Here is a 26,473-nt window from a genome sequence, read left to right on the forward strand (position 1 = left end):
TCAGGGCTTGGTTTTGCTTGTGTGCGACCTATGAGCCGACAGCACCGGCACCGGGTCCATGTAGCCGTTCGGCCAACCAGGGCAATGAATCGACGAACGCTCGCTGGGCGAACTGCCAGGTGTGATAGCCGACGTAAACCCTGAGGGTGCAATCGATCTGCACCGCCATGGCCGCCGCACACAGGTCCGGAAGGGCGCCCTTCTCCCGGAACTGATCCTCATCCCCGTGACCGCCGTACCCGACCGGGGCAAGCCGGTCGTCGTGCCGATCCGGAAGATCCTTGGTCTTGTCGTCGGGTGGCTCCTGCGAATCGTTGAACAGTCCCGCCACCCCGGAGTACGGCCCATGCCTGCTCATCACGGTGCGGGTATCGAAGGCATCCCACATCGCGGCATTGCCCCCGTACAGCCTCTCGACGGTCTGCTCCTTGGTGCCGGAATTCGGCCCGCGATCACCACCGATGTCGACGAAGGTGGTGAAGAGCTCTGGATGCATGACCACCAGGTTCATCGCACAGGTCCCACCGGCCGACCACCCGACCACGGCCCAGTCACCGGGTGCGGCCGAGGCGGCAAATCGGGACACCACCGAAGGGCGGACCTCCTGGGTGAGGTGGTCGGCGGCATTACCGCGTGGCCCGTTCACACATTCGGTGTCGTTGTTGAAGCTGCCGCTCGAATCGACGAACACCAGCACCGGAGCCCAGCCTCGGTGGGCACGAGCGAAGGCGTCGGCGGTCGCCACAGCGTTGCCCGTCCGGATCCAGTTCGAGGGGTTCCCGAATTCGCCGCCGATCATCATCACGGCGGGCAACCGAGGCGGCACGGTCCCGGCGAACCAGACCGGCGGCAGGTAGAGGTATTCACTGCGGTGCTTGAAACCACTTGCAGTGTCCGGTGTATCGATGACCAGAAGCTTGCCGGTCGACGGAACTGTGTTGCGCAGGGCGGCCAGATCGCTTTCGGCGATCTGGTCCGGCAACGGACCCGAGGTCAGATCACCCCACGCCCGCTGCACCGTGGAGTAATAGCCGACCCATTGATTGAGTATCACCAACGTACTGAGCGCCGTGAGCGGAATGGCCAGCAGTGACAACGCCCGTCGCCACGATGCGGCGCTGCTCCAGCCGAGTACCGCCGCCGACACCGTTGCCACGCTGACCCCGGTCCAGACCCACAACTGAAGCGGTGCCGGGTTCGACGCCAAGCCCTCCGAATCCATCCAGGCTCGGGCGGTGCAGGCACCGCCGACGCCGACGGCGGCGACGACCGGGATCCATCGCAGCCGCCACCGGCGAGACCGCCACCCCACAGCGACGATGACGACCACGAATGTCCCGATCTGGATGGCGGTCGGCAGCCAGCCCCCGAGCAGCGATAGGCCGTGCCCGAACTTGTTGAAGTCGGGGTCGGGCAGCCGCGGCATCAGAACGGGCTGCGGGACTGGTGTCGGCGTCGGGCCGTTCGGCGGCACCGTACCAGGATGCGGTACCCGCCTGTACGGATCGTGTCAACCAGCTGAACTCACCCGCAGCACCGCGAATTCGCAGCGGCCACATAGCAACCACTCACCTCGGACCCGTTGACTGAGGCCATGACAACCATTGCGACACCTCTCGACGACTCACCGGTCGTGCTCGTCCCAGACGCCGGCACGGAGCGCGGACTCACCCTTGCCCGCGCCCTGCTCGATGCCGGCTATCGGGTGGTCGCCACAGACCGAGATCCTGTGAAGTTGGTGCGAATAGGCCACGGCTACAGCAGCACGCAATTCCTTCTGGTGGCGGCCGATCTCACCGATACAGAGCAAGCCGAACGCATCGAAAGTCTGGCGCGCACGCACTTCGGTGGACGGCACCCTACTGTTGCGCCATGCGCCGAACCTCGTCGATCCTCTGCCGCCTAGCCGTCCTGGGCTTCGCCCTTGCAGGGTGCACGAGCACACCCACCCCGGGTCCCAGCGCACCGACCATCGCGACACCACCGATGGGGTGGAACTCGTGGAACTCCGGCATCCTGCTGTCCGAACAGACCGTCGAGCAGACCATCGATGCGATGGTGTCCTCCGGGATGCGCGACGCCGGCTACCGGTACGTGAATCTCGACGCCGGCTGGGCCGCCACCGACCGGGACGCCGACGGCAACCTGCAGGCCGATCCCGACCGGTTTCCCCACGGAATCGCCGCACTGGCCCGATATGCCCACGACCGTGGGATGCGGCTGGGCCTCTACGCCAGCCCGAGCTACGAACTGTGCGGGATCGGTGAGCGCAATGCCAGCGCCGGTCACGAGTCGGCCGACGCGCATACCTTCGCCCGATGGGGCGTCGACTACCTGAAGTACGACTGGTGCAGCACCGATCAGAACCGGTCCGATCAGATTGCTCGCTTCACCGCCATGCGCGAGGCGCTGCGCGCGAGCGGACGATCCATCATCTACAGCATCAACCCCAACACCTCCGGTGACCCCGGCGCCGGGGCGGACTACGACTGGTCCTCCATCGCCGATATGGCGCGCAACACCATCGACTTGGTTCCGCTGTGGCGCACCGAATTCGTCTCTGCCGAACCGGTTCTCGGAGTGGTCGAACAGGTGCGGATAGCCAACCAGCTGGCGGCGCGCAGCCGGCCGGGCTACGTCAACGACCCCGACATGCTGGTCGCCGGGATCACATGGCCCGACTTCGTAGCCGGCCATCCCGGCATGGCACAGACACTGGCCGACGAGCACGGTCCCAGCATGACCGACGACGAGCAGCGGACCCATGTGTCACTGTGGGCGATGATGGCCGCACCATTGTTGGCGGGCAACGATATTCGCTCGATGACGGCACAGACCCGCGACATCTTGACCAATCGCGACATCATCGCGGTCGACCAGGACCCGCTGGTTCGGCAGGCCCGCCCGCTGCCCGACGATCCCCGCATCATGGTCAAACCCCTTGCGGGGGGCGCGGTCGCCGTGTCGATGCTCAACCCGGGCTCGCTACCGGTCTCGCTGGCCACGACGGCTGCGGCCGTGGGCTTGCCCGCTGCAACCTGCTACCGGGTGCGCGACCTGTGGGCGCACACCGACCACACCACGACAGGCGACCTGAGCGCCGAGCGGTTGGCCGCGCATGCGACGGAGGTACTGCGGATCGATCCGCGCTGCAGCTAGCCGAGCGGTGCCACCGTGACCGGGATGCCGTTGAGCGCACCGTTACCCGACGGCTCGTCGAGAAACGTTGGCGGCGAAAGGACATTGGTGTTCACCCCGGGTGAGTCGTTGGCCACCGACATCCGGGTGCCCGGCAGGCCGTGACCCCATCCGTGCGGCATCGACACCACACCCGGCTTGATCGCCTCGGTCACCTCCACCGGCACCTCGATGCTGCCCGCCGATGAACTGACGCTGACGGTGGCACCGTCGGATACCCCGCGGCGGGCCGCATCGACGGGGTGCATCAGCAGAGTGCACCGGTCGCGGCCCTTCATCAGTGCCGAAACATTGTGCAGCCATGAGTTGTTCGAACGTAGATGCCTGCGGCTGACCAGCACCAGGTCATCGGGCTCACGGTTGCACCGGCCCGCCAGCCGGGGCAGGTCGTCGAGCAGGTACTGCGGCGCGAGCCTGATCTTCTTGTCGGTGGTGCCCAGGATCTCGGGGACCTGCGACACCATCGGGCCGAAGCTGATGCCGTTGGGATTGTCCTTGAGCTTCTGCAGGGTGAGCCCGTCGGGGTTCGTGCCGTACTGGTCGCCGAACGGGCCGGTACGCAGCGTGAGATCGAGAATCCGTTCCGGACCGCCACTGTCGTAGTGGCGTCGGATGTCGGCGCCGTCGAGACCCTGCGTGAAGCACAGGTAGTCGAAGAAGCCGTCGTCGATGGCCGCGACGTCGACATCTTCGGCAGGGGTTCCCGCACACAGCCCGGTGAGCCGGACCAGGATCTCCCATTCCTCGGGCCGGCCAGGATCTTCCGGTGCGAAAACCGGCGCCGAATAGTTGGCGATGCTGCCGATCGCGAAGGCCAGGATCAAGTCGTCGTGGTGCGGCTGCTCCAACGGCGACAGCCCCGGCAGGATGACGTCGGCGTGCCGGGTGGTTTCGTTGAGCCACAGGTCAACTGAGATCATCGCGTCAAGTTGGGGCAGCACCTCGTCGAGGTGGTGTCCGGCCGGGGTGGACAGCACCGGATTGCCGGCGACGGTGATCAAGGCCTTGATCTGGCCCTCCCCCGGCGTCTCGATCTCCTCGGCCAGGCAGGACACCGGTACCTGACCGAGAACCTCCTTGGCGCCGCGCACCCGGGTCTGCCAACGGCCGAACTCGGCGAGACCGCCCTCGAGGCCCGGCTGCGGCTGGGACGTGACGGTCCAGACCGCCGGGCGCGGGAACATCGCGCCGCCCGGGGTGTCGAAGTGTCCGGTGAGGATGTTGACGACGTCAACCAGCCAGCTGGCCAGACTGCCGAACTCCTGATTACACAAGCCGATTCGGCCGTACACGACGGCACGTTCGGTTCCCGCGAGCTGACGGGCCAGCTCGCGCGTCCGTTCGGCGGAGATGCCGGTAACGCCCGCGACGCGCTCGGGCGTCCAGTCGTGGGCCGCCGTGCGTAGCGCGTCGACGCCGTCGAGATGCTCGGCCAGGCCGCCGAGGTCGACCAGGCCCTCGTCGAACAGGGTGTGCACGACGGCCATCAATAGGGCCGCGTCGGTGCCCGGGGTGATGGGCAGCCACTCGTCGGCCTTCGCTGCGGTGGGCGTGCGGACCGGGTCGATGACGATCACGGTGTCGATCCGGCCGATGAGGCCCATCACGTCCGGGGCGGCCAGCAACGAGCCCTGCGAGGCGGCCGGGTTGGCGCCCATGATCACCAACAGGTCGGTGCGCTCGATATCGGGAACGGGGAAGCCCCACCAGTTGCCGTACATCAGATGCGATGACAGATTCTTGGGCCACTGGTCCACCGTCCCCGGCGAATAGCTGACCGGGATGCCGGACATCCCCAGCAGCACCCCGGTGTAGCGGCCCAGCGAGAACGAATGCGCCAGCGGATTGCCGGTGTAGCAGGTGAGCGCGCCGATCCCGTGCTCGGCGATCACCGGGGCCAGCAGCTCGGTGCAGCGCCGGAAGGCCTGGTCCCAGCTGACCTCGCGCCACTGGCCGTCGACCTTGATCATCGGCCGGCGAATGCGGTCCGGGTCGTGGTGAACCGCCCCGAGCGAGGTGCCCTTGGGACAGAGGTGACCGCGGCTCCAGACGTCGTCCGGGTTGCCGCGGATACTGGTGACGCGCCCGCCGTCGACCTGAATCTCCAAGCCGCACATGGCTTCACACAGCGGGCAGGTGTAGAGGTGGCGGCCGTCCCGGCCGGTGGGGGCAAGCGGCTCTGCAGTCACCCTGTCACGGTAAGTCGGTACGCCGACCCCGGCCGTGGTTTTGTCAAAATTGACAGCTGCCTAAGTTACTCCGAATTACACAGGTGTGAGTAACGTCTGTGGATAGCGGATCGCCGCTGGTCGGAGCGGTTAGATCGGGATCAGGCCGTGCTTGCGCAGCACCCGGTTGATCTGCTTGTCGCGCAGCAGCTTCAGCGACCTGCGCAACAGCAGCCGAGTCTGGTGAGGTTCGATCACCGCGTCGATGAACCCGCGCTCGGCGGCGATGTAGGGAATCGCCATGTTGAGGTTGTAGCCCTCGATGAAGTCCGCGCGGATCTTCTGCACCTCCGGTGCGGTGGGATCCGGGAACCGCTTGACCAACAGCTGGGCCGCACCCTCGGCACCGATCACTGCGATCCGGGCCGTCGGCCAGGCGAAGTTCAGATCGGCGGTGAGCTGCTTGGAACCCATCACGGCGTACGCACCGCCGTAGGACTTGCGGATGGTCAGCGTCACCTTCGGCACGTCGGCCTCGACCACCGCGTACAGGAACCGGCCGCCGCGCTTGATGATGCCGTTCTTCTCCTGCTCCACACCGGGCAAGAAACCCGGGGTGTCGACGACGAAGACCAGCGGCACGTTGAACGCGTCGCAGAACCGGACGAACCGGGCCGCCTTGTCGGAAGCCTCGTTGTCGATGGCACCCGACATGTACATCGGCTGATTGGCGATCACCCCGACCGGGCGGCCGTCGACGCGGGCGAACCCGGTGATCATCGCCTGACCGGCCTGGGCCGCCACGTCGAGGAAGTCACCGTCGTCGAAGATCCGGATCAGGATCTCGTGCATGTCGTAGGCGGTGTTGTCCGCGTCCGGCACCAGGCTGTCCAGTTCGAGATCGTGCGGGGTGATCTCGGGCTCCAGGCCCGGGTTGATCACCGGTGCGTCGTCGAAGGTGTTGGGCGGCAAGAACTCCAGGAAATCCCGGACGTACTGGAAGGCGTCCTTCTCCGAGTCGACCACCTGGTGGATGTTGCCGTAGCGGGCCTGGTAGTCCGCGCCGCCGAGCTCGTCGAGGGTGACGTCCTCACCGGTGACGTCCTTGATGACGTCGGGCCCGGTGACGAACATGTAGCCCTGGTCGCGCACGGCGACCACGAGGTCGGTCTGGATCGGCGAGTAGACCGCGCCACCCGCGCATTTGCCCAGGATGATCGAGATCTGCGGCACCACACCGGACAACAGCTCGTGGCGGCGGCCGAGCTCGGCGTACCAGGCCAGCGAGGTGACGGCATCCTGGATGCGGGCACCGCCGGAGTCGTTGATACCGATGATCGGGCAGCCGACCATGGCCACCCACTCCATCAGCTTGGCGACCTTGCGGCCGAACATCTCGCCGACCGATCCGCCGAACACGGTCTGGTCATGGGAGAACACCCCCACCGGGCGGCCGTTGATGGTGCCGTGGCCAGTGACCACACCGTCGCCGTACAGCGCGTTCGGGTCACCCGGGGTGCGGGCCAGCGCGCCGATCTCCAGGAAACTGCCCGGGTCGAGCAGCGCGTGGATGCGGGCCCGGGCACTCGGGATGCCGCGCTTGTCGCGCTTGGCGGCAGCCGCCTCACCACCGGGTTCCTTTGCCAGCTCCAGCTTTTCGCGGAGTTCGGCGAGCTTCTCGGCGGTCGTGCTGGCGGTCACTGGTTCTCCTCAGCATCAATGCGGTTGATCGCCTCGCTCAGGTGAGCGCCGACCTTCGCAATGTACGGCTCATCGATGGCCTGGATGTGCTCGCCCCCGATGGGGACGACTTCCAGTTCGGAGACGAACTCGCCCCAGCCGCCGTCGGGCTTACGGATGCCGTAGCGCGGCTCGAACATGATCGCGTCATCGTGGTAGCGGTCGGCCATGTAGAGCGTGACGTGGCCGTCGTACTGCTCGATGTTGGCGGTGTCCAGGGCACGGTTGTCCAGGTATGACGTCCGCTGGTGCTCGATGACACCGCCGGGGATGTTCACTCCGCTCTCCTGGACGGCGTCGAGTACGAAACGCACCTGGCCCTCGTCGTCGAGTTCCTCGAGCTGCGCGTAGGGGATCTCTGGGATCTCCACGTTGAAGGTGCGCTGGGCGAACAACGCATAACGGTCCCAGCGAGCCCGGATCTCCTCCTTGGTCTGCGGCACCTCCTCGCCGGCGCGCACCGTGTCGATCAGACCGACGAAGCGGACGTCGCAGCCGTTGCGTTTGAGGCCCACCGCGCAGGCGTAGGCCAGCGCCCCGCCCAGCGACCAGCCGGCCAGGATGTAGGGACCCTTGCCGTTGATCTCCATCAGCTTGGGCACGTACTCGGCGGCCCGCTCCTCGATCGAGCCCTCGACCCGCTCCAGCCCGTACACCGGGGTGTCCGCCGGCAGGCGCTTGAGCAGCGGCTCGTAGACCACGGTCGAGCCGCCCGCCGGGTGGAACACGAACACCGGCACGTGCTTGCTGCCCTCTTTGGGCGCACGCAGGGTCCGCACGAAGCCTTCGAGCTCGCCGGCCTCGAGGAACTCACGCACCGTCGTGGCCAATTCCTCGATGGTCTTGGCGGCGCGGACGTCCTCGACGGTGATGGTGCCCTCGGCGCGTTCGGAGAGCCGCTGGGCGATCTTGCCCGCGGTCTCGTCGTCGACGGCGGGCAACTCGTTGAAGATGCCGCCCGGCGACTTGCCGGTGACGATGGCCCAGGTCGCGAAAGTCACCCGTTCGGCGGCTTCACGCGGAGGCACGTCGGCACCGAGGGCCTCCGTGACGGCCTCCTGGGTGAGAACCTTCGCAGCCGCCTTGGCGGCGGCGGATTTTCCCGTCGCTTCGCTCGCCCCGGCGGACTTTCCGGCCCCAGGACCCGACGGATCGGTCGGCGGCGGCGGGATGGCCGGACCGGCCGGGTTGGTGGGCGGCGGCGGAACATTCGGCTCGGGTGCGGCCGCTTCTGTCGCTTCGGCCGCGATCGGGTGACCGGCCTCGGCCAGCTTGGCCTCGAGTTCGGCGACGGTGGTCGCACCGCCCATGAGCTCGGCCTGCTCGGCGGCGATCTCCTCGGCCGTCTTGCCCTTCTGCGCCTCGGCCAGATCCTCGACCTCGTCACGGTGCTCGATCGCGTACTCGATGAGCTTCTCGACGGCATAGAGGTTGGCGTCGCGCACCGCGGTCAGCTGGATCGGCGGCAGGTCGAAGTCGTACTCGACGCGGTTCTTGATCCGCACCGCCATCAGCGAATCCAGGCCCAGCTCGATCAGCGGCACTTCCCACGGCAGGTCCTCGGGCTCGTAGCCCATGGCACTGCCGACGATCAGCGACAGCCGGTCGTGCACGGTCTCATCGGTGTCCGGTGACCATTTGCCCAGTGTCGCAGCCACTCCCGCGCCGGCGGCCAGGTTGTCGTGCAGGATGGACGCATCGTCCGCCGGCTCCTCGACGGCCGGGGCTTGCACCGGTGCAGTGACCGCGACGCCGGTGGCGACCGCGGCGGGCAGCGCCGACACCGCGCCGGAGCGGGTGACGATGGCGTCGTAGACCAACGTGAACGATTCGTCGATCCGCGCGTGCACCTGAACCGAGGCGCCGCCGGGGTGCCGGGTCAGGGTGGTCACCAGCCGGGCACCCTCACCGGGCACCGCCCGCTGCTCGGACGCCGTCAGGGTGGCATCCGGAAGTACCTGCACCGCAGCGGCTTTCACCAGAGCGGCCAGATCCGTCTGCCCCTTGGCGGCGTACTCCCAGACATGTCTGCCGTCCGGGGTCGCCACGTGGGTGCCCGGGATCATCGTCGCACCGTCGGCCGAGAACTGGGCGTTGAGCCAGTGCTCCTTGCGCCGGAACCGGGTCGGCGGGATCGCGGCGTAATCCCCGGGGCCGAACATGCTTCGGAAGTCCAGGTCGTGGCCGTAGACATAGAGCTGAGCCATGGCCGCGACCATCGACGCGACCTCGTCCTGCTTGCGGGCGAGGGTCGCGATGAGCTGCCCGTCGTGCAGGCCGGCCGATGCGGTGGTCAGGCCAACCTGCATGAGCGCCACCGGATTCGGAGCCAGCTCCAGGAATGTGGTGTGACCGTTGTCGACGGCGTTGCGGATGCCCTGGGTGAAGTAGACGCTGTGCCGCAGCCCCTTCTTCCAGTACTCGACATCGTGGATCGGTTCGCCGCCGGGGCGGATCAGGCTGCCCTCGTGCACCGTCGAGTAGTACGGGACCTGCAGCGGGTGAGCGTCGATGCCGGTGATCTCCGCGGACAGCTCGCCGAGCAGCGGGTCCATCTGCTGAGTGTGGCTGGCGCCCTTGGTCTGCAGCTTGCGGGCGAACTTACCCTCGGCTTCGGCGCGGGCGACGATCGCGTCGATCTGCTCAGGCGGCCCACCGATCACGGTCTGGGTCGGTGCGGCGTAGACGCACACCTCCAGATCCGGGTAGTCGGAGAACACCGTCTTGATCTCGTCGGCGGAGTACTCCACCAACGCCATCAGCCGGATGTACTCACCGAACAGCATGGCCTCGCCCTCACCCATCAGGTGGGCGCGCGAGCAGATGGTGCGGGTGGCGTCGGCCAGCGACAGGCCGCCGGCGAAGTAGGCCGCGGCGGCCTCGCCGAGCGACTGCCCGATCACCGCACCCGGCGTCGCGCCATGGTGGCGCAGCAGTTCACCGAGGGCGATCTGCAGTGCGTAGATCACCGTCTGGACGACTTCGATCGGGTATTCGCAGGTTTCGTTGGTGTAGTCGATCGCATCGTCGAGGATCAGCTCGACGATCGAGTAGCCACGCTCGTCCTGGATCAGCGCGTCGACCTTGTTGATCCACTCCGCGAACACCTCGTCGCGCAGGTAGAGCTCCTTGCCCATCTTGCGGTGTTGCGCACCGAATCCGGCGAACACCCAGACCGGGCCGTTGGTGACCGGACCGTCGGCGCTGTAGACCAGCGGGCTCTGCTTGCCGTCGGCGATCGCGCGCAGACCCTTGACGGCCTCGTCGTGATCGTGGGCCATCACGACCGCACGGGAGCGACCGTGGTTGCGCCGCGAGAGCGAACGCCCGATGGACTCCAGCGACGCCGCCCGGCCTTCCGGGCTGTCGATCCAGTCCGCCAGCTCAGCAGCCACAGTGCGCTTGCGCGAGGTCAGGAATCCCGAAATAGCCAGTGGGACAACCTGAGCCGGCTTGTCTTGCGCAGCTTCCAGCTCGGCACGGGCGGCCTCGATGAGCTCGAGGGCCTCCTCGGTGAGGCCGGGCAGTTCCGGCTCGGCGTCGTCAGCGAAGGCAGTTGCCGCGGCGCTGTACTCGTCGTCATCGTCGATGAACTCGCCGTACTCGTCCATCCGCACACCACCCACATAGACGGCGTCGGCGGCAGAGGTGTCCGGCTTGTCGGCCGAATCTGTCTGCGGTTCGGGTTCGATGAGATCGGTGGGCAGCACCTCGCGCAGCACCAGGTGGGCGTTGGCCCCACCGAAACCGAAGCCCGACACACCGGCCACCGCATGGCCGCTGTAGCGGGGCCATTCGGTGACGGAGTCGGCGACCTTCAGGTGAATACCGTCGAAGTCGATGTAGGGGTTGGGTCCGGAGTAGTTGATGGACGGCGGAACCTTGTTGCGGCTCAACGACAATGCGACCTTGGCCAGGCTGGCCGCGCCGGCCGCGGACTCCAGGTGGCCCACGTTCGACTTGACCGCCCCGAGCAGCGCGGGCTGGTCGGCGGAACGGCCCCGGCCGATGACGCGGCCCAGCGCGTCGGCCTCGATCGGGTCACCGAGGATGGTTCCGGTGCCGTGCGCCTCGATGTAGTCGACGGAGCGCGGGTTGATACCGGCGTCCCGGTAGGCCTTGCGCAGCACCTCGGCCTGGGCGTCGGGGTTGGGCGCCAGCATGCCGTTGGAGCGGCCGTCGTGGTTGACCGCGCCACCGGCGATCACGGCCAGGATCTCGTCACCATCGCGGCGGGCGTCGGCCAGCCGCTTGAGCACGAGGACACCACCGCCCTCGGCGCGCGAATACCCGTTGGCGTCAGAGGAGAACGACTTGATCCGGCCATCGGGTGCCAGAACGCCACCGACCTCGTCGAAGCCGATCGTGACCAGGGGGGTGATCATCGCGTTGACGCCACCGACGATGGCCACGTCGATCTCACCCGACCGCAGGGACCGCACACCCTGATGGGTGGCCACCAGCGAGCTGGAGCAGGCGGTGTCGACCGCCACCGACGGACCGCGGAAATCGTAGAAGTACGACACCCGGTTGGCGATGATCGAGCTGGTGGTGCCGGTGATCGCATAGGGGTGCGCCGTCGTCGGATCAGCGACCGCCAGGAACTGGTAGTCGTTGTTGGACGCACCCATGAAGACGCCGACATCGGTGCCGCGCAGGCTCGACGCCGGGATGCGGGCGTTCTCCAGCGCCTCCCAGGTCAGCTCCAGCGCCATGCGCTGCTGCGGATCCATGTTGTCGGCTTCCATCTTCGACAGCGCGAAGAACTCGGCGTCGAACCCCTTGATGTCGCTCAGATAGCCGCCACGGGTGGCGGCCTTGCCCACCCGGTCGGCGATCCGCGGGTCGGCCAGGAACTCGGCCCAGCGGCCCTCGGGCAGGTCGGTGATCGCGTCGCGACCCTCCAGCAGCGCCTGCCACATCTCGTCCGGGGTGTTCATATCGCCGGGGAACCGGGTCGCCAGGCCGACGATGGCGATGTTGTATACGCCCTCGTCGACGGTGCGGACCCAGTCCTGGCCGTCCTCGTTGTACTCGGCCTCAGGCTCGCCCTCGATGATCACGGTGGCCAGTGATTCGATGGTCGGATGCCGGAACGCGACGGTGGCGGTCAGCGTGACCCCGGTCAGGTCCTCGATATCGGAGGCCATCGCCACCGCGTCACGCGAGGACAGACCCAGCTCGACCATCGGGGTGGACTCGTCGATCTTGTCCGGCGACTGCGAGGTAGCGTTGGCCACCCAGTTGCGCAGCCACTCGCGCATCTCCGCGACGGTCATGTCGGTGCGGGCTGGCGTTGGCGCGTCCTCGGCCAATTCCCCGGTCGCTTCGCTCCTGCCCTCCGCGGGGTTGCTTGCGATCGTGGAATCTTCTGGGGGCGTGTTTGATTCAGACATGCTGAGGCCTCACCTCGTGCGAGGGAGCGTTCGACCACGGTTTCGTGCCGCACGCTCCATCGACCACTTAGGAACTTCTTTCGGTCGTCATTCCGTCTCGTCCGGGAAGGCGTTGGCCACCTTCCCACTGCGCAGGGTGCCGTCCAGATAGGCCGAACGGCAGGCACGCCGGCCGATCTTGCCGCTGGAGGTACGCGGAATCGCACCGGCCGGGGTCAGCAGCACGTCACGCACCGTGACACCGTGGCGCACCGCAACCGCCGCGCGGATGTCGTCGACGATCGGGCCCAGCTCCATCTTGTGGGAACCGGGGGCGCGCTCGGCGACGATCACCAGCTGCTCGGAGGTGTCGTCGGCATCGCGCTTGAGACCCGAATGGGCGTTCTCGAACACCTCGTCGGGCAGCCGGTTCGCCGGCACCGAGAAGGCCGCGACGAATCCGGTGCGCACCGCCTTGGTGGCCTCCTGCGCGGAGTACTCCAAATCCTGCGGGTAGTGATTACGGCCGTCGACGATCACCAGGTCCTTGGTGCGGCCGGTGATGTAGAGCTCGCCGTCGTGGTAGGCACCGAGGTCGCCGGTGCGCACCCAGGTCGCGTCATCGGCCGCGCCCTCGGCGTGCGACGGGCTGGTCCGTGACTTGAGGATGTTCTGGAAGACCGCGACGGTCTCCTCGGGCTTGTTCCAGTACCCGGTGCCCATGTTCTGGCCGCTGATCCAGATCTCGCCGATCTGCCCGTCGGGGAGCTCGGTGGCCGACTCGTGGTCGACGATCACCGCCCACTCGTCGACGCCGATCTTGCCCGCACCGGCCTGGGCGACCGCCTTCGGTGAATCATCGGGCACCTGCACGAAGCGGCCGACATTCAGCTCGTCGCGGTCGACGGAGATGATCGTGGGCTCGTCGGAGGACGGCGTGGTCGACACGAAGAGCGTGGCCTCGGCCAGGCCGTAGGACGGCTTGATGGCCTTGGGCTGGAAGCCGTACGGGCCGAACGCCTCGTTGAACCGGCGCACAGTGGCCGCCGAGATCGGCTCGCTGCCGTTGAGGATGGCCTTGACGTTGGACAGATCCAGCGGCTCCTCGTCGTCCTTGGGCAGACCGCGCAGTGCCGCGTGGTCGAAGGCGAAGTTGGGTGCCGGGGAGATGGTGCCGCCGGTGTCACCGGGCTTGCGGGCGAGCTCGCGGATCCAGCGGCCGGGACGGCGCACGAAAGCCGCAGGCGTCATGAACGTGAAGTAGTGCCCGATCATCGGCGACAGCAGCGCGGTGATCAGGCCCATGTCGTGGAAGAACGGCAGCCACGAAACGCCGCGGTCGCCTTCCTCGCCTTCGAGCGCCTCGATCACCTGGACGATGTTGGTGGCCAGGTTCAGGTGGGTGATCTGCACACCGGTGGGGATCCGGGTCGACCCGGAGGTGTACTGCAGGTAGGCGATAGTGGTCTCGTCGATGTCGTCGTAGTGCTCCCAGGTGGCACCGACCTCGTCGGGCACGGCGTCGACGGCGATGACGCGGGGGCGGTCCTTGGCCGGGCGGGTGCGGAAGAACTTGCGCACCCCTTCGGCGGCCTCGGTGGTGGTCAGGATCGCCGACGGGGTGCAGTCGTCGAGCACCGCGTGCAGGCGGCCGACGTGACCGGGCTCGGACGGATCGAACAGCGGGACGGCGATCCGGCCGGAGTACATGGTGCCGAACATGGCGATCAGGTATTCGAGGTTCTGCGGGCACAGGATGGCCACCCGGTCACCAGGCTGGGTCACCTGCTGCAGCCGGGCAGCCACGGCGCGGTTGCGGGTGCTGAAGTCGGCCCAGCGCAGTTCGCGGACCACACCGTCGCGTTCGGTGGAGAAATCCAGGAAACGGTAGGCCAGCTTGTCGCCGCGGACCTTGGCCCAGCGCTCGACATGCTTGACCACGCTGGCGCCCTCGGGGAAGGTGATCCGGCCGTTCTTGATGAACGGGTTATGGAACGGCATACCACTCTCCTGTCAGAACACATCTGTGTCGGGCCCTTCGGCGGCCGCGCGTAGGTCGCGCCACCGGTCACCCTGCGTCGCGGGCCCCAAACCTCACAGATGGTACAGAGAACACCTAAGTCCCGGCTGAACCGAGATCAGGATGCCCCCGCCAGTTCGGACGTGTGATGCCGTCCTCGCCAACGGTCGACGCCGTAGCTCTTATTTTCTTCTTAATGTTAGGCGCAGTAGCGGCGGCGGCCAAATCGGATCGCGTGTCGGTACCGCATCATCCGTGTTTCGGTTGAGGCGCGTTCTGGATCAGATCGCGCGCCCAGTTCAGTGTCCACGCCGTCGCGGTCTGGCCGTCGAGGTTCCAGAACTGCGGCGTGTTGTACATGGCATGGACCGGCTGACCGGCGCCCCCGGCGAGCACATTGAGGGTCTCGGGCAGGTTGGTGATGTTGAACGCCTGTTCCGGTGCCGCGCAGATCAGATCACCCGGCGCGCAGATCTGGTTGGTCCGGTTGTTCAGCGCGCCGAACCCGCCGGGACGCTCACCGGTCATGGTCAGGCCCATGGCCGAGAGCACCGGCACCTCATGCAGGGTGATCTCGGCGCCCTGACCCGGCGGATTGGGTCCGACGTCCTGGCCGACACCGACCTGTCGCCGCCCGTCGGCGATCAACGTGACACCGAGCACCAGATCCTCGTCGACCGGTCCGCGACCGTTACCGATGTCACTGGCCAGGTCACCGCCGATCACCGCGCCCTGGGAGAAGCCGACGATCACGTACGACGTCAGCGGGCAGCGCTCGTTCATCTCGGTCATGGCCTTGACCGCGGCGCGGGTTCCCTCGGCGCGGCTGTCGTTGTAGGACATCTGCTTGTCCGCCGAGAGCGGATTGTGGAACTGCGCGGTGTAGGGAACGGTGTACACCTCGAGGCGGTCCCGGCCGAACTGATCGGTGAGCGGTCCGGTCACATTGCGCAACAGCGCGATCGGGAACTGCGTCGGGTTGAGCGGATCGTCGGTCGGCGAGGACTCCCACGTGCCGGGAATGGCGATCATGTCGACGTCGGGGCAACTGGCGTTCTGGAATTCCGGACGCGGTTTCTTGCCGGGTGTGGTGGCCGTCGGCGGAACGGCCGTTGGCGGCACCGCGGTGGGTGGCGACTCCGGCTTGCGCACGACGATCACGATGATGGCGACGATCAGGGCCACGGCGACGGCCATCGCGACTGCGGCGACGAGGCCGAGGATGCGATGGCGGCGACGCCGGGCATTCGTCCGGGTTTTGCGAGCCAAGGGGTTGTTGTCTCCCTGCTAGCAGAGCCGCTGGGTGGCGATCCGGATGTAATCCGCCGTCACCGCATTGACCTGCGTATCGGACGCCGTCGGCGGTGACGGCGAAGGGGCATCGTCGACGTCGCTGCGCACCATCGGGGCGATGTAGTCCCACACCGCCTGATCGCTCTGGCCGGCCGCGTGGGCCTGACACACCGAGGAGCCGATGGACAGCGCCTGCAACTCGCTGGAGGGGTGCACGCCCGCCGCGGACAGCGCGTCCAGGAAGGACCGCTGCACCGGGGTGACGTCGAGTTTGGCCGACTGCATCCCGCTGTCCGGCGACAGCGAGGCACCCTGGCCGTGCACCGGACCGAGCACCTGTTCGGCGGGCGCCGCCGTGGTGACCAGATCCTCCCCCGCACTGCAGCCGATCAGTAGCCAGGCTGCGGGGACCAGCATGCCGGCCACCAGCACCTGCCGGGGCCTGCCGACGGGCGCCACCGAACTGCCGGCAGGGTCACCGGCAGCGTTGCCGGGCATGCGGGCATCCGATGGCTGCACGCCTCCACGGTACCGGGTCAACAGCTGCACTCAGGATCCACGAGTGGTTGCGGATGGCTAACAGTTCGCTGCCGAATGTCCCCTATTTGATGGCTGCCACAAGGTCGCCGGACATCGCGGCCAGCTGTGCCGACCAGCTGCCCCAGTCATGCTGACCGCTGGTCGGGAAGTCGAAGTGGCCGTTGTGCCCGCCGACCGAGCGGTAGTGCGCGTAGTACGTGCGGTTGCTGCCCTGGGCCTGGTCGCAGTAGCCGATCATGGCCGGAACATCCGAACAGGTGGTCGTCTGCGGGCTGAAGATCCACAACCGGGTGTTGTTGTCCGCCACCAGCTGCACGTGCACGTCAGGGTCATGCCACTTCCACCGGCCCAGCTGCGCAGCTCCCCACATGGCCTGGGTGTTGACGCCGCCGAATTCGTTCATCCCCGCGGTGATCGCGCCGTTCATGAAGGTGTTCGACGGGGTCAGGAAACCCGACAGCGACCCGGCGTAGCGGTACCGGTCGGGGTGGAAGGTGGCTTCCATCAGCGCGCCGGTGCCGCCCTGCGAGGCGCCGACGATCGCATGCCCGCTCGGTGCAAGGCCCTTGTTGGCGGCCAGCCAGTTGGGCAGCTCATCGGACAGGAAGGTCTCCCACTGCCGGGTGCCATCCTGTTCCCAGTTGGTGTACAGGGTGAAGGCGCCGCTGGCCGGGGCCACCACGGAGATGCCCTTACCCGCCAGGGTGTTCATCGCGTTGCCGGCGGTCACCCAGTTGCTCACCGGGTCACCGGCGTTGAAGGCGTCGAGCAGGACCACGGCGTGCGGGCCGCCAGCCATGAAGGCCACCGGGATATCGCGCCCCATGGCCGCCGACGGCACCATCAGGTATTCGACGTCGGCCGCGTGGCCGGTCGGGGCGGTCGCGCCCCACAGGCCGACCGTGAGGGCCACCGCGCACGCCCCGTGGAACAGTCTCGACAACAGCTTCATGGCCACCTCACGTCGACTTGCCGCTACAAAGTTCGATTCAAAAAGCCCGTCCCACCCGCACGTAGTGAATCACACGCTGTGACCGCAACGTGATAGATCCCTCATACGCCAACGGCGACGACCTCGATGAGGTCGCCGCCGTTGGGCTGGTGTCGCTGCGTCAGCTCGCAGGTGTCGTCGGGGTGGCCCCGAGGACGCGCTGGATGTCGGGCTTCATCTGCTGCAGCTGCTGGCCCCAGTAGCCCCAGCTGTGGGTGCCGTTGGCCGGGAAGTTGAACACACCGTTGGTGCCACCGTCCGCGAGGTAGGTGTCACGGAAGGTCTTGTTCGTCCGCAGGGTGAACCCTTCGAGGAACTTCGCGTTGAACAGGTTGCCGCTGCTGGTGCCGGCGTCGAGGTCCGACGGCTTTCCGTCACCGCAGTAGATCCAGATGCGGGTGTTGTTGTCGATCAGCTTCTGGATGTTGACCAGCGGGTCGTTGCGCTTCCAGGCGTTGTTCGGGTCACCGGTGGAGCCCCACATGTCATCGGCCTTGAAGCCGCCGGCGTCACCCATCGAGATGTTCACCAGGAACGGCCACCAGCCCTCGGAGAGGTTCAGGAAGCCGGACAGCGCCGCGGCGTACGGGAACTGCTCGGGGTGCCAGATGGCCAGGGTCAGCGCGGCCGAACCGGCCATCGACAGACCGACGGCGGCACTACCGGTCGGCTTGACCTGCTTGTTGGCAGCCAGGTACGCGGGCAGTTCCTGGGTCAGGAAGGTTTCCCACTTGTAGGTCTGGCAGCCGTTCTTGCCGCACGCCGGCTTGTACCAGTCGCTGTAGAAGCTGGACTGGCCGCCGACGGGCATGATCACCGACAGGCCCGAGCCGTAGTACCACTCGAAGGCGGGGGTGTTGATGTCCCAGCCGTTGAAGTCGTCCTGCGCACGCAGACCGTCGAGCAGGTACACCGCGGGCGAGTTGGCGCCACCGCTTTGGAACTGCACCCGGATATCGCGGCCCATACCGGCCGACGGGATATCGAGGTACTCCACCGGGAGGCCCGGCTTGGAGAACGCCCCGGCCGTTGCGGAGCCGCCGACGACGCCGATCAGGCCGGGCAGAACGGCAGCGGCCGCGGTGGCCACCGTCAGCCGGCGCAGCCATGCGCCACGCAACTTCTCAACGAACTTCATACAACTATTCCCATCCTTTTTGTGTGTGCCGCACCGCATGCGATCCGCGCAGCCGTGCCTTCGTAGTCAACCACATGTGATGTGATCGTTCCTCTTCAGAGATTTGCCCGTGATCGCCTTTCATCGGTTGATCGTGCTGATCAGATCGGGTTTCAACGCGGTCAGCTGAGCGCCCCAATACGGCCAGGAGTGATTGCCCGACGGCGGGAAGTTGAAGGTGGCGTTCGCGCCGCCGGCCGCGACGTAGGCAGCCTGGAAATCCTTGTTGCTCTTGATCGCCATCGACTCCAGGCTGTTGGCGCTCAGCGCCAAACCGGGGTCGGCACCCTGGTCCAGGTCGGTCTGCCCGCCGGGCGCGCAGTAGATCCACAACCGGGTGCCGTTGCGGGCCAGGACGGCGGCCTGCTTGACCGGGTCATTGCGCTTCCACGCCGGATCCCATGGGGCGCCCCACATGTTGTCGACGTTGTAGCCGCCGGCGTCCAGCATCGCCACTCGAATGGCCTGCTGCATCAGCACCGAGGACGGGTTGAGAAATCCCGACAGCGACGCCGCGTAGCTGAACTGCTGCGGGTGGTAGGCGGCCAGGATCAGCGCCGCGCCACCGGACATCGACAGACCGACCACACCGTTTCCGGTGCGCGACACCTGCTTGGTGGCGGCCAGGAACTCCGGCAGCTCAGCGGTGAGGAATGTCTCCCATTTGTACGTGTAGGGCTGTTTGTTGAAGCTCGACGGTGAGTACCAGTCCGAATAGAAGCTGGACTGCCCGCCGACCGGCATCACCACCGAGACCCCGGAACCGTAGAACCATTCGAAGGCCGCAGTGTTGATGTCCCAGCCGCTGTAGTCGTCCTGGGCGCGCAGGCCGTCGAGCAGGTAGACCGCCTTGGTGGGTGCGGAGGGTGCAGCGGGCGCGTTCGGCGCGGGCGGGGCCGTGGCGGCTCCGTTCTGGAACTGCACGCGGATGTTGCGGCCCATCGACGGCGAATACACGTCGAGGTACTCCACCGGCAGCCCGTCGCGGGAGAAGGCCGCGGCACGCGGCGCACCCACCGACGTCGCCGTCAGCCCCGACATCATCAGGACGGCGGCGACCATGGCGACCAGCCGGTGGCGACGGGCGCGCACGCCCGGTCCACTCACTGCGCGAAGCATCGGTTGTTCTGTCATCCGTTCCACGGCATGCGTGTGCCGCATTACCCGACTTTGTCTGTGTATCGCCGCGATCTGACCGCAGCGTTACCGGCCGGGGCCCTCCCAGCTAACGTCCCCTGACGGCTAGGGCCCAGTGGCCGGTAAGCCAGTGTACGGGGTGCCGTCCAATTCGGGCTCATCCAGCCCACAGCGCAACAGCTCGTACTGGGGCACCCGATTGATGCGATAACTGGTGTAGTCCAGCGAGTGCAGCACATTCGACAGGAAGCGGCGGATGCCCAGCGGAGCCCGGATGGACTCCAGTTTCCGGGCCGTCTCCGGGCACTGCAGGGCAACTCCGGCTTCTTTGATCCAGCCCTCGTCGAGGTAGGGCGGGACGTAGGGATGCTTCTTGAGCCAGGGCCCCTCGGCGACCGCCCAGTCTGGGAAGAGGTTCTTGTCGTGGCCGATTCGGCCGTCCTCGAGCCGGGCGGTGTGGGCGGCCAGCGGGTTGGCCAGACCGATCTGGTCGATCACCCTGGTGTTGAGTCCGACGTTCATCCCGACCATGCCCAGGTTCGTGAAAAAGACTGTGTGAGGCGCGATTTCGCGGCGCCAGGTGTCCATCGGCACGCCGGGCGGCGGAGGCGGCGGCGGGAACGCGGGCACGACGTCCCACACGTCGTAGTTACCCGAGGGCAGCAGCAGCGCACCGTCGGGGGTGTTGTTGATGGCCACGACGACCGCGCGCATCCGCGGGTAGTCCAGGTAGTCGGCGGCAGTCAGCGGGTGGGCGTGACCAGTGGCCTGCGAGTAGAAGCGGCGCTCGTCGACGATGCCTGAGTAGGTCACCCGGGTGGCATCGGAGCCCAGCCCCGGCGAGTTGGCCGCCCACAACGACCAGCCGGCCACCGCAAGCCACAGGACTGCGGCACCGCCGGCCAGCAGGGCGGCCTTGTCGCGGGCGAACCGGGTGCGCTCGGGCATGGTCAGCGGAATCACCGCGACCGGGGCCAGCAGGCAGAACACCGGTGTCAGCAAAACCCGCCCGTGCATGAAGTCGCCACCCTGGCGGATCCAGTACAGGCCCTGCAGCAGCCCACTGACGACCATGAAGATCACCACCGCCGCGGGGCTCTGCACCAGGCGGGCCCACCGGCGGTAGCCACCACCGGGGGCATCCGCCGGGGTAATCCACCACGGCGCGCTGCGGGTCAGGACCAGCACCGCCCCGAGCGCGATCAGCAACAGCGCCGGGATCCACAGTGCGTAGGGCTTGTTGAAGTTGGCCAGATAGATCAGACCCTGGCCCCACTTGTCGCCGGTGGCGTCCTTGGCCAATGCGGTCTGGGGCACCAGCAAGGCGTAGTAGCCCATCCGGAAAATCTGGTAGGCCACCGGCAGCAGACCACCGGTGACCACGATCAGCAAGCGGGTGCGCCAGCCACGGGCTGCCACCAGCATCATCACCAGCGCGACGCCGCCGATCAGGGCCAACTCGGGGCGCACCAGCACACTGAGCCCGGCGACGACGGCCAGGGCGGCGGTGAACCAGGCGCGGTCGCGCTGCTGCTGCGACCAGCACACCAGCATCCACCACAGCAGGCCGATCCAGGCGAGCACCAAGCCGTTCTCCAGACCGGAGGTGGCGAAGTCGCGGGCAGGCGGGATAGCGATGTAGACCAGGGCGCCGGCGGGCACCAGCAGGGCGCGACGGCCCTGCAGGCGCGGCGCGTAGAGCCGGGCGGTGCCGAGCATCACCAGCACCACCCCGGCCACCGACAACGTCAGCGCCAGGGTCAGGGTGACGTACTCCAGCCGGACCGGTCCGCCGATCACCGCACCCAGGTAGTTCAGATACGTCCACAGCGTCGAGGTGTTGGACTCGACCCGCTCACCGGCGTTGAACACCGGGCCGTTACCTGCCAGCAGATTACGGACGGTGCGCAGGACGATCAGTCCGTCATCGGCGATCCAGCGGCGCTGCCAGGCGCCCCAACCGAACAGTCCGGCGACCACCACCACGCCCACCCACACGCTGACCCGAGTGGTGACGGTGAACGGAAAAGCCGGGGCCCACAACGGTTTGGGCCCTTCGGGCGCTACCTCGTCGGGTTGCGCGGTCAGCAGATCAACTGAAGACGATCGCGGCAACGACCGTTCCAATCCACAACAGCCCCAGCATCTGCAGCACCCGGTCGCGCAGGGCGATCTCCTCCGGTTCGCCGGCCAGTCCGCCGTCGACGTCGACGGCGTAGCGCAGGATCGCGATGGTGAACGGGACGATCGAAACCGCCCACCAGGAACCGGTGTTGCCGTCCCGCTCGAAGGCGAACAGACCGTACGACAGCACCACGGCGGTGGCCGACAACGTCCACACGAAGCGCAGGTAGGTGCTGGTGTAGCTCTCCAGCGACTTGCGAATCTTGGCGCCGGTGCGTTCGGCGAGTTGCAGTTCGGCGTAACGCTTTCCGGCCGCCATGAACAGCGAGCCGAACGCCATCACCAACAAGAACCACTGCGACAGCGGGATGCCGGCGGCCACACCGCCCGCGATCGCCCGGATCAGGAATCCCGAGGACACGATGCAGATATCAAGCACCGCTTGGTGTTTGAGCCCGAAGCAATAGGCCAGCTGGATCCCGATGTAGATCGCCATCACCAGCGCCAGCTGGGGGGTGAGCCACCACGCGATCCCCAGCGACGCCACTGCCAGAACCACGGCGATGCCATAGGCCAGCCCCACCGGCAGCACACCGGCGGCGATGGGGCGGAACCGCTTGGTCGGGTGCGCGCGGTCGGCTTCCACGTCGCGCGCATCGTTGACCAGATAGATCGACGACGCGGCCAGGCAGAACACCACGAACGCGATCGAGACCTTGAAGAGGACGTCGCCGTAGTCGTAGTGCACGTCGCGACCGAGTGCCGCCAGCGGAGCGGCGAGCACCAGCAGGTTCTTCACCCACTGGCGGGGACGGATGGCCTTGACGATGCCCGCGGCCAGATTGCTCGGCGGCCCGGCGACCAGCGGTGCTTCCTCACTCACGTGTGCGTCTCCTTCTGCGGTGAGGCAAAGCGTGCGACAGTACGCGCGACCACCGCGCCCACAGCTGCCCCGGCGAGCACATCGGTCGGGTAGTGCACGCCCAGCACCAGCCGCGACAGGGCCATCGCAGGCACCACAACCAGCGGAAGAGGTGAGCGGGTGGCCCGGCACAGCAGCATAGCCGCGGCGGTCGAGGAGGTGGCGTGTGCGGAGGGGAAGCTCAGCGCACTGGGCGTGCCGACATTGACGGCGATGGCCGGGTGATGCGGGCGTTTGCGACGCACCACGAGCTTGATGGCGATCGCGGCGGCGTGCGCGGCAACAGCTCCGACGCCGACCAGCAGCCAGTCCCGGCGCCGCTTGCGCGAGAGCAGCGCACCGAGCCCGGACAGCGCCACCCAACCCTGGGCGTGTTCGCCGAAGTGCGACATCGACCGGGCGACCGTCAGCACCGGCGGGGTGGCCAGCCGGGATTGCACCGCCACCAGGGCGGCGACTTCACCGCTGGGCGGCGGTGCGACGGGCTCGCGGCCGTCAGGCATTGATCGCAGCCTGGTCGAACAGCACCGTCTCCCACTTTTCCTTGCTGGACAGCACCGGCAGGGCTTTGCGGTACACCTTGCGCATCCGGTTGTACTTGCGGGCCAGCGCGATGTGCTGGCGTAGCGAGGTCCGCAGCAGCGCGAACATCTTGGCGCGGTCACGCTGCCGGAAGACCACGCCGCGGCCGTCGGCGGTGGTGACGGTGACACCGTCGACCTTGCACAACAGGAACCACCGGGCGTCCTGGGTGGGCACGTTGAGCTGCGGACGCTCGTGGTGCTGAGGGTCTTCCTTGCGCAGCTGGTGGATCACGCCGCGGCTAAGCCGAAAAGCGATGGCGGGCAGGGAAACCGGCGGACGATGAACCTTGGTCCGGCCGCTGGGCTTGGGCAACGAGGTAGCCCCCGGCAGTACGACGGCATCGGGGTACTGCTCACGCATCTTGCGGACCTCGGGCAGTGCCGACTCCAGGATGGAGAAGATGTGCTCAGGGCCCGCCAGGAAGTCGGCGATGGCCTTGTTCTGGATCGCCACCGTCGAATACTCAAGGCAGAGAAGGTGTTTGAACGTCGCCTTCAGCGAGCTGGCGAGCAGGCCCCGGATGTCGCCGTCCCAGTGCAGCGCCGAGACCACCAACCGATTACGCAGGTGGAAGTAGGCCTGCCAGTCGATGGCGTCGTCCTTGTCGCTCCAGGCCATGTGCCAGATGGCGGTGCCCGGCATGGTGACGGTTCCGTAGCCGTGCTCGCCGGCGCGCAGGCCGTAGTCGGCGTCATCCCACTTGATGAACAGCGGCAACGGCTGACCGAGCTCCTCGGCGACCTGGCGCGGGATCATGCACATCCACCAGCCGTTGTAGTCGACGTCGATGCGGCGGTGCAGCGCCAGGCTGCGGTCCTCGTCGTCGGCCAGCGGGTACTTGGCGAAGTCGTGGTCGTACTGGGTGTGCGGCGCATTGGTCCACATGAAGTTGGACCGGTCGACGATCTCACCCATGACGTGCAGGTGCGACGGCTCCTGCAAGTTGAGCATCTGCCCGCCGATCAGGGTGGGGGTCTTGGCGAATCGGTTGAGCGCCAGGGCCCGCAGCACCGAATCCGGCTCGATGCGGATGTCGTCGTCCATGAACAGGATCTGTTCGCAGTCGGTGTTCTTCAGCGCCTCGTACATGACCCGGCTGTACCCGCCCGAGCCACCCAGGTTGGGCTGGTTGTGGATGGTCAACCGATCACCCAAAAGCGCTGCCGCAGCGGGAAAGTCGGGGTGCGCACTGGCTTTGTTGGTGCCCTGGTCGGCGACGATCACCGCGCCGATCACCTCGTCGACCAGCGGATCGGAGGTCAGGGCCTGCAGGGCGCTGACACAGTCGGCGGGACGGTTGAACGTCGGGATACCGACGGTGATGTTGGCCCGGCCAGGGGCGGGCACCGGCGCATACCAGGCAGCCTTGTGCAGCACGATCTTGCTGTCGGTGGTGATGTCGAACCAGATCCAGCCGCCGTCCTCGAACGGGTCCAGGCCGATCTCGAACTCCGCGGCGGTCGGGGTGTCGGCGTCCGGACTGGTGACCTGGGTGCCGCCGACGGTGATCCGGGCTCCGGTGGCCTTGGACCGGTAGACGTCCACCCGGGCCGAGCCGGTCAGCTCCACCCGAAGCACCACCGAATCCAGCGTCGACCACCGGCGCCAGTAGCTGGCCGGGAAGGCGTTGAAGTAGGTGGCGAAGGACACCTCCGATTCCGAGCCGATCTCCAGCGTGGTGCGGTTGGGGGCGTGCGCGCGCCGGGAGTTGGTCTCGGACTCCTCGATGTAGAGCTTGCGGACGTCCAGGGGCTCACCGGGACGCGGCAGGATCACGCGGGCGAGCAGGCTCACCGCTTTGGTTTCGCCGGCCGCGATGGGCCCGGACGGGATGTCGCTCATGCTGTGCTGCTTTCGGTCTGGTCCGGCCCGGCCAACGGCGTCCCGTCGCGCAGGTGGGGGGCCAGGACGTTGTCGTACATGCTCAGCGCGCTCGCGATGGCCATGTGCATGTCCAGGTACTGGTATGTGCCCAGCCTGCCACCAAAGAGCACTTTCGCCGAGGCGGTCTCCTCCTTGGCCCTGGCCCGGTAGGTGGCCAGTAGCGCGCGGTCGGATTCGGTGTTGATCGGGTAGTACGGCTCATCGTCATCGTCGGCGAAGCGCGAGTACTCCCGCATGATCACAGTCTTGTCGGCCGGATAGTCCCGCTCGGGGTGGAAATGCCGGAACTCGTGGATCCGGGTGTAGGGGACGTCGATGTCGTTGTAGTTCATGACGGGCGTGCCCTGGAAGTCACCGATCGGCAGGACCTCGACATCGAAGTCCAGGGTGCGCCAGCCCAGCCGGCCCTCGGCGTAGTCGAAATAGCGGTCCAGCGGACCGGTGTAGACCACCGGGGCATCCGGGCTCTGGGCGCGCAACTCGTCACGCACGTCGAACCAGTCGGTGTCGGTGCGGACCTCGATGCGGTCGTCGGCGGCCATGTTCTCCAGCCACGCGGTGTAGCCGTCGACCGGCAGGCCTTCGTAGGTGTCGTTGAAGTACCGGTTGTCGAAGGTGTAGCGCACCGGCAGCCGGGTGATGTTGGCGGCGGGCAGTTCCTTGGGATCGGTCTGCCACTGCTTGGCGGTGTAGTCGCGGACGAACGCCTCGTAGAGCGGGCGGCCGATCAGGGAGATCGCCTTCTCTTCGAGGTTCTGGGCGTCCGCGGTGTCGATCTCGGCCGCCTGCTCGGCGATCAGCGCCCGGGCCTCGTCAGGGCTGTAGTACCGGCCGAAGAACTGCGCCACCAGACCCAGGCCCATCGGGAACTGGTAGGCCTGGCCGTTGTGCATGGCGAACACGCGATGCTGATAGCCGGTGAAATCGGTGAACTGGCGGACGTAATCCCATACCCGCGCGTTGGAGGTATGGAACAGGTGCGCACCGTACTTGTGGATCTCGATCCCGGTCTGCGGCTCCGGTTCGGAGTAGGCGTTGCCGCCGATGTGGCCGCGGCGTTCGACGACGAGGACGCGCTTGCCCAGCTGAGTGGCCGCACGTTCGGCGATCGTCAGACCGAAGAAGCCGGAGCCGACGACGAAGAGGTCGTAGGGGGCTTGGCGGCCCAGGGAATCAGGAGACGTCATCGGCGCCTAGGGTATCCGACCGCGGGGTTGTGACCCGCATCTCAAGCCGGGGTGCCATCGGCAGATCTATTGGCGCTCCTAGTAAATCAAGGTCGCGATTAGCTCACGATTCCGCATCGTCACTCTAAGCAC

17 protein-coding genes are annotated in these 26,473 nt (G+C 67.1%); 1 reads left to right on the forward strand and 16 read right to left on the reverse strand.

Annotated elements, in window-relative coordinates:
• Positions 1-28: 28 nt before the first annotated feature.
• Positions 29-1,474: an alpha/beta hydrolase gene (locus G6N35_RS17970; RefSeq protein WP_179967383.1), complete on the reverse strand. Its 1,446-nt coding sequence runs from the start codon at positions 1,472-1,474 to the stop codon at positions 29-31.
• Positions 1,475-1,624: 150 nt separating this feature from the next.
• Positions 1,625-1,858 carry a hypothetical protein gene (locus G6N35_RS17975; RefSeq protein WP_163805475.1) on the reverse strand — a complete coding sequence of 78 codons (234 nt, stop codon included), beginning with the start codon at positions 1,856-1,858 and terminating at the stop codon, positions 1,625-1,627.
• Positions 1,859-1,872: 14 nt separating this feature from the next.
• Here G6N35_RS17975 and G6N35_RS17980 point away from each other — a divergent pair, with 14 nt between their 5' ends.
• On the forward strand, positions 1,873-3,159 hold the full coding sequence (locus G6N35_RS17980; RefSeq protein ID WP_163805476.1) for a glycoside hydrolase family 27 protein: 1,287 nt from the start codon (positions 1,873-1,875) through the stop codon (positions 3,157-3,159).
• On the opposite strand, the gene G6N35_RS17985 is transcribed toward G6N35_RS17980, so the two are convergent.
• From G6N35_RS17985 to glf, 14 genes are all read right to left on the reverse strand, one after another.
• The gene (locus G6N35_RS17985; RefSeq protein WP_163805477.1) at positions 3,156-5,387 is read right to left on the reverse strand and encodes a molybdopterin-dependent oxidoreductase; all 2,232 of its coding nucleotides are present in this window, start codon (positions 5,385-5,387) and stop codon (positions 3,156-3,158) included. The genes G6N35_RS17980 and G6N35_RS17985 overlap by 4 nt on opposite strands.
• A 129-nt stretch (positions 5,388-5,516) precedes the next feature.
• Positions 5,517-7,067, reverse strand: coding sequence for an acyl-CoA carboxylase subunit beta (locus G6N35_RS17990; protein WP_163805478.1), 1,551 nt, complete (start codon positions 7,065-7,067; stop codon positions 5,517-5,519).
• Positions 7,064-12,385: a polyketide synthase Pks13 gene (pks13, locus tag G6N35_RS17995; protein ID WP_246224638.1), complete on the reverse strand. Its 5,322-nt coding sequence runs from the start codon at positions 12,383-12,385 to the stop codon at positions 7,064-7,066. The genes G6N35_RS17990 and pks13 overlap by 4 nt, the downstream gene beginning before the upstream one ends.
• 204 nt (positions 12,386-12,589) lie before the next feature.
• Entirely contained in the window at positions 12,590-14,482 is a 1,893-nt protein-coding gene (fadD32, locus tag G6N35_RS18000) for a long-chain-fatty-acid--AMP ligase FadD32 (protein WP_163805480.1), read from the reverse strand.
• Between the two features lie 268 nt (positions 14,483-14,750).
• Positions 14,751-15,698: a carboxylesterase Culp6 gene (gene culp6 / locus G6N35_RS18005; RefSeq protein WP_163807760.1), complete on the reverse strand. Its 948-nt coding sequence runs from the start codon at positions 15,696-15,698 to the stop codon at positions 14,751-14,753.
• A gap of 90 nt (positions 15,699-15,788) precedes the next feature.
• Positions 15,789-16,313: a DUF732 domain-containing protein gene (locus tag G6N35_RS18010; RefSeq protein WP_246224349.1), complete on the reverse strand. Its 525-nt coding sequence runs from the start codon at positions 16,311-16,313 to the stop codon at positions 15,789-15,791.
• Between the two features lie 82 nt (positions 16,314-16,395).
• On the reverse strand, positions 16,396-17,286 hold the full coding sequence (locus G6N35_RS18015) for an esterase family protein (RefSeq protein WP_163805481.1): 891 nt from the start codon (positions 17,284-17,286) through the stop codon (positions 16,396-16,398).
• Positions 17,287-17,446: 160 nt separating this feature from the next.
• Positions 17,447-18,463: an esterase family protein gene (locus tag G6N35_RS18020; RefSeq protein ID WP_163805482.1), complete on the reverse strand. Its 1,017-nt coding sequence runs from the start codon at positions 18,461-18,463 to the stop codon at positions 17,447-17,449.
• Positions 18,464-18,583: 120 nt separating this feature from the next.
• Positions 18,584-19,636 (reverse strand): esterase family protein, encoded by a 1,053-nt coding sequence (locus tag G6N35_RS18025; protein WP_407664559.1) that lies wholly within the window; start codon positions 19,634-19,636, stop codon positions 18,584-18,586.
• A gap of 108 nt (positions 19,637-19,744) precedes the next feature.
• Positions 19,745-21,766, reverse strand: coding sequence for a terminal beta-(1->2)-arabinofuranosyltransferase (gene zomB / locus G6N35_RS18030; protein WP_407664560.1), 2,022 nt, complete (start codon positions 21,764-21,766; stop codon positions 19,745-19,747).
• The gene (locus G6N35_RS18035) at positions 21,732-22,646 is read right to left on the reverse strand and encodes a decaprenyl-phosphate phosphoribosyltransferase (RefSeq protein ID WP_163805483.1); all 915 of its coding nucleotides are present in this window, start codon (positions 22,644-22,646) and stop codon (positions 21,732-21,734) included. Before G6N35_RS18035 ends, zomB begins: the two co-directional genes overlap by 35 nt.
• On the reverse strand, positions 22,643-23,188 hold the full coding sequence (locus G6N35_RS18040) for a phosphatase PAP2 family protein (RefSeq protein WP_163805484.1): 546 nt from the start codon (positions 23,186-23,188) through the stop codon (positions 22,643-22,645). Before G6N35_RS18040 ends, G6N35_RS18035 begins: the two co-directional genes overlap by 4 nt.
• Entirely contained in the window at positions 23,181-25,112 is a 1,932-nt protein-coding gene (locus G6N35_RS18045; protein WP_163805485.1) for a glycosyltransferase, read from the reverse strand. The genes G6N35_RS18040 and G6N35_RS18045 overlap by 8 nt, the downstream gene beginning before the upstream one ends.
• The gene (gene glf / locus G6N35_RS18050) at positions 25,109-26,341 is read right to left on the reverse strand and encodes a UDP-galactopyranose mutase (protein ID WP_163805486.1); all 1,233 of its coding nucleotides are present in this window, start codon (positions 26,339-26,341) and stop codon (positions 25,109-25,111) included. The genes G6N35_RS18045 and glf overlap by 4 nt, the downstream gene beginning before the upstream one ends.
• Positions 26,342-26,473 lie beyond the last annotated feature (132 nt).

The sequence above is a fragment of the Mycolicibacterium anyangense genome (genome assembly GCF_010731855.1).
Taxonomy (GTDB): Bacteria; Actinomycetota; Actinomycetes; order Mycobacteriales; family Mycobacteriaceae; genus Mycobacterium; species Mycobacterium anyangense.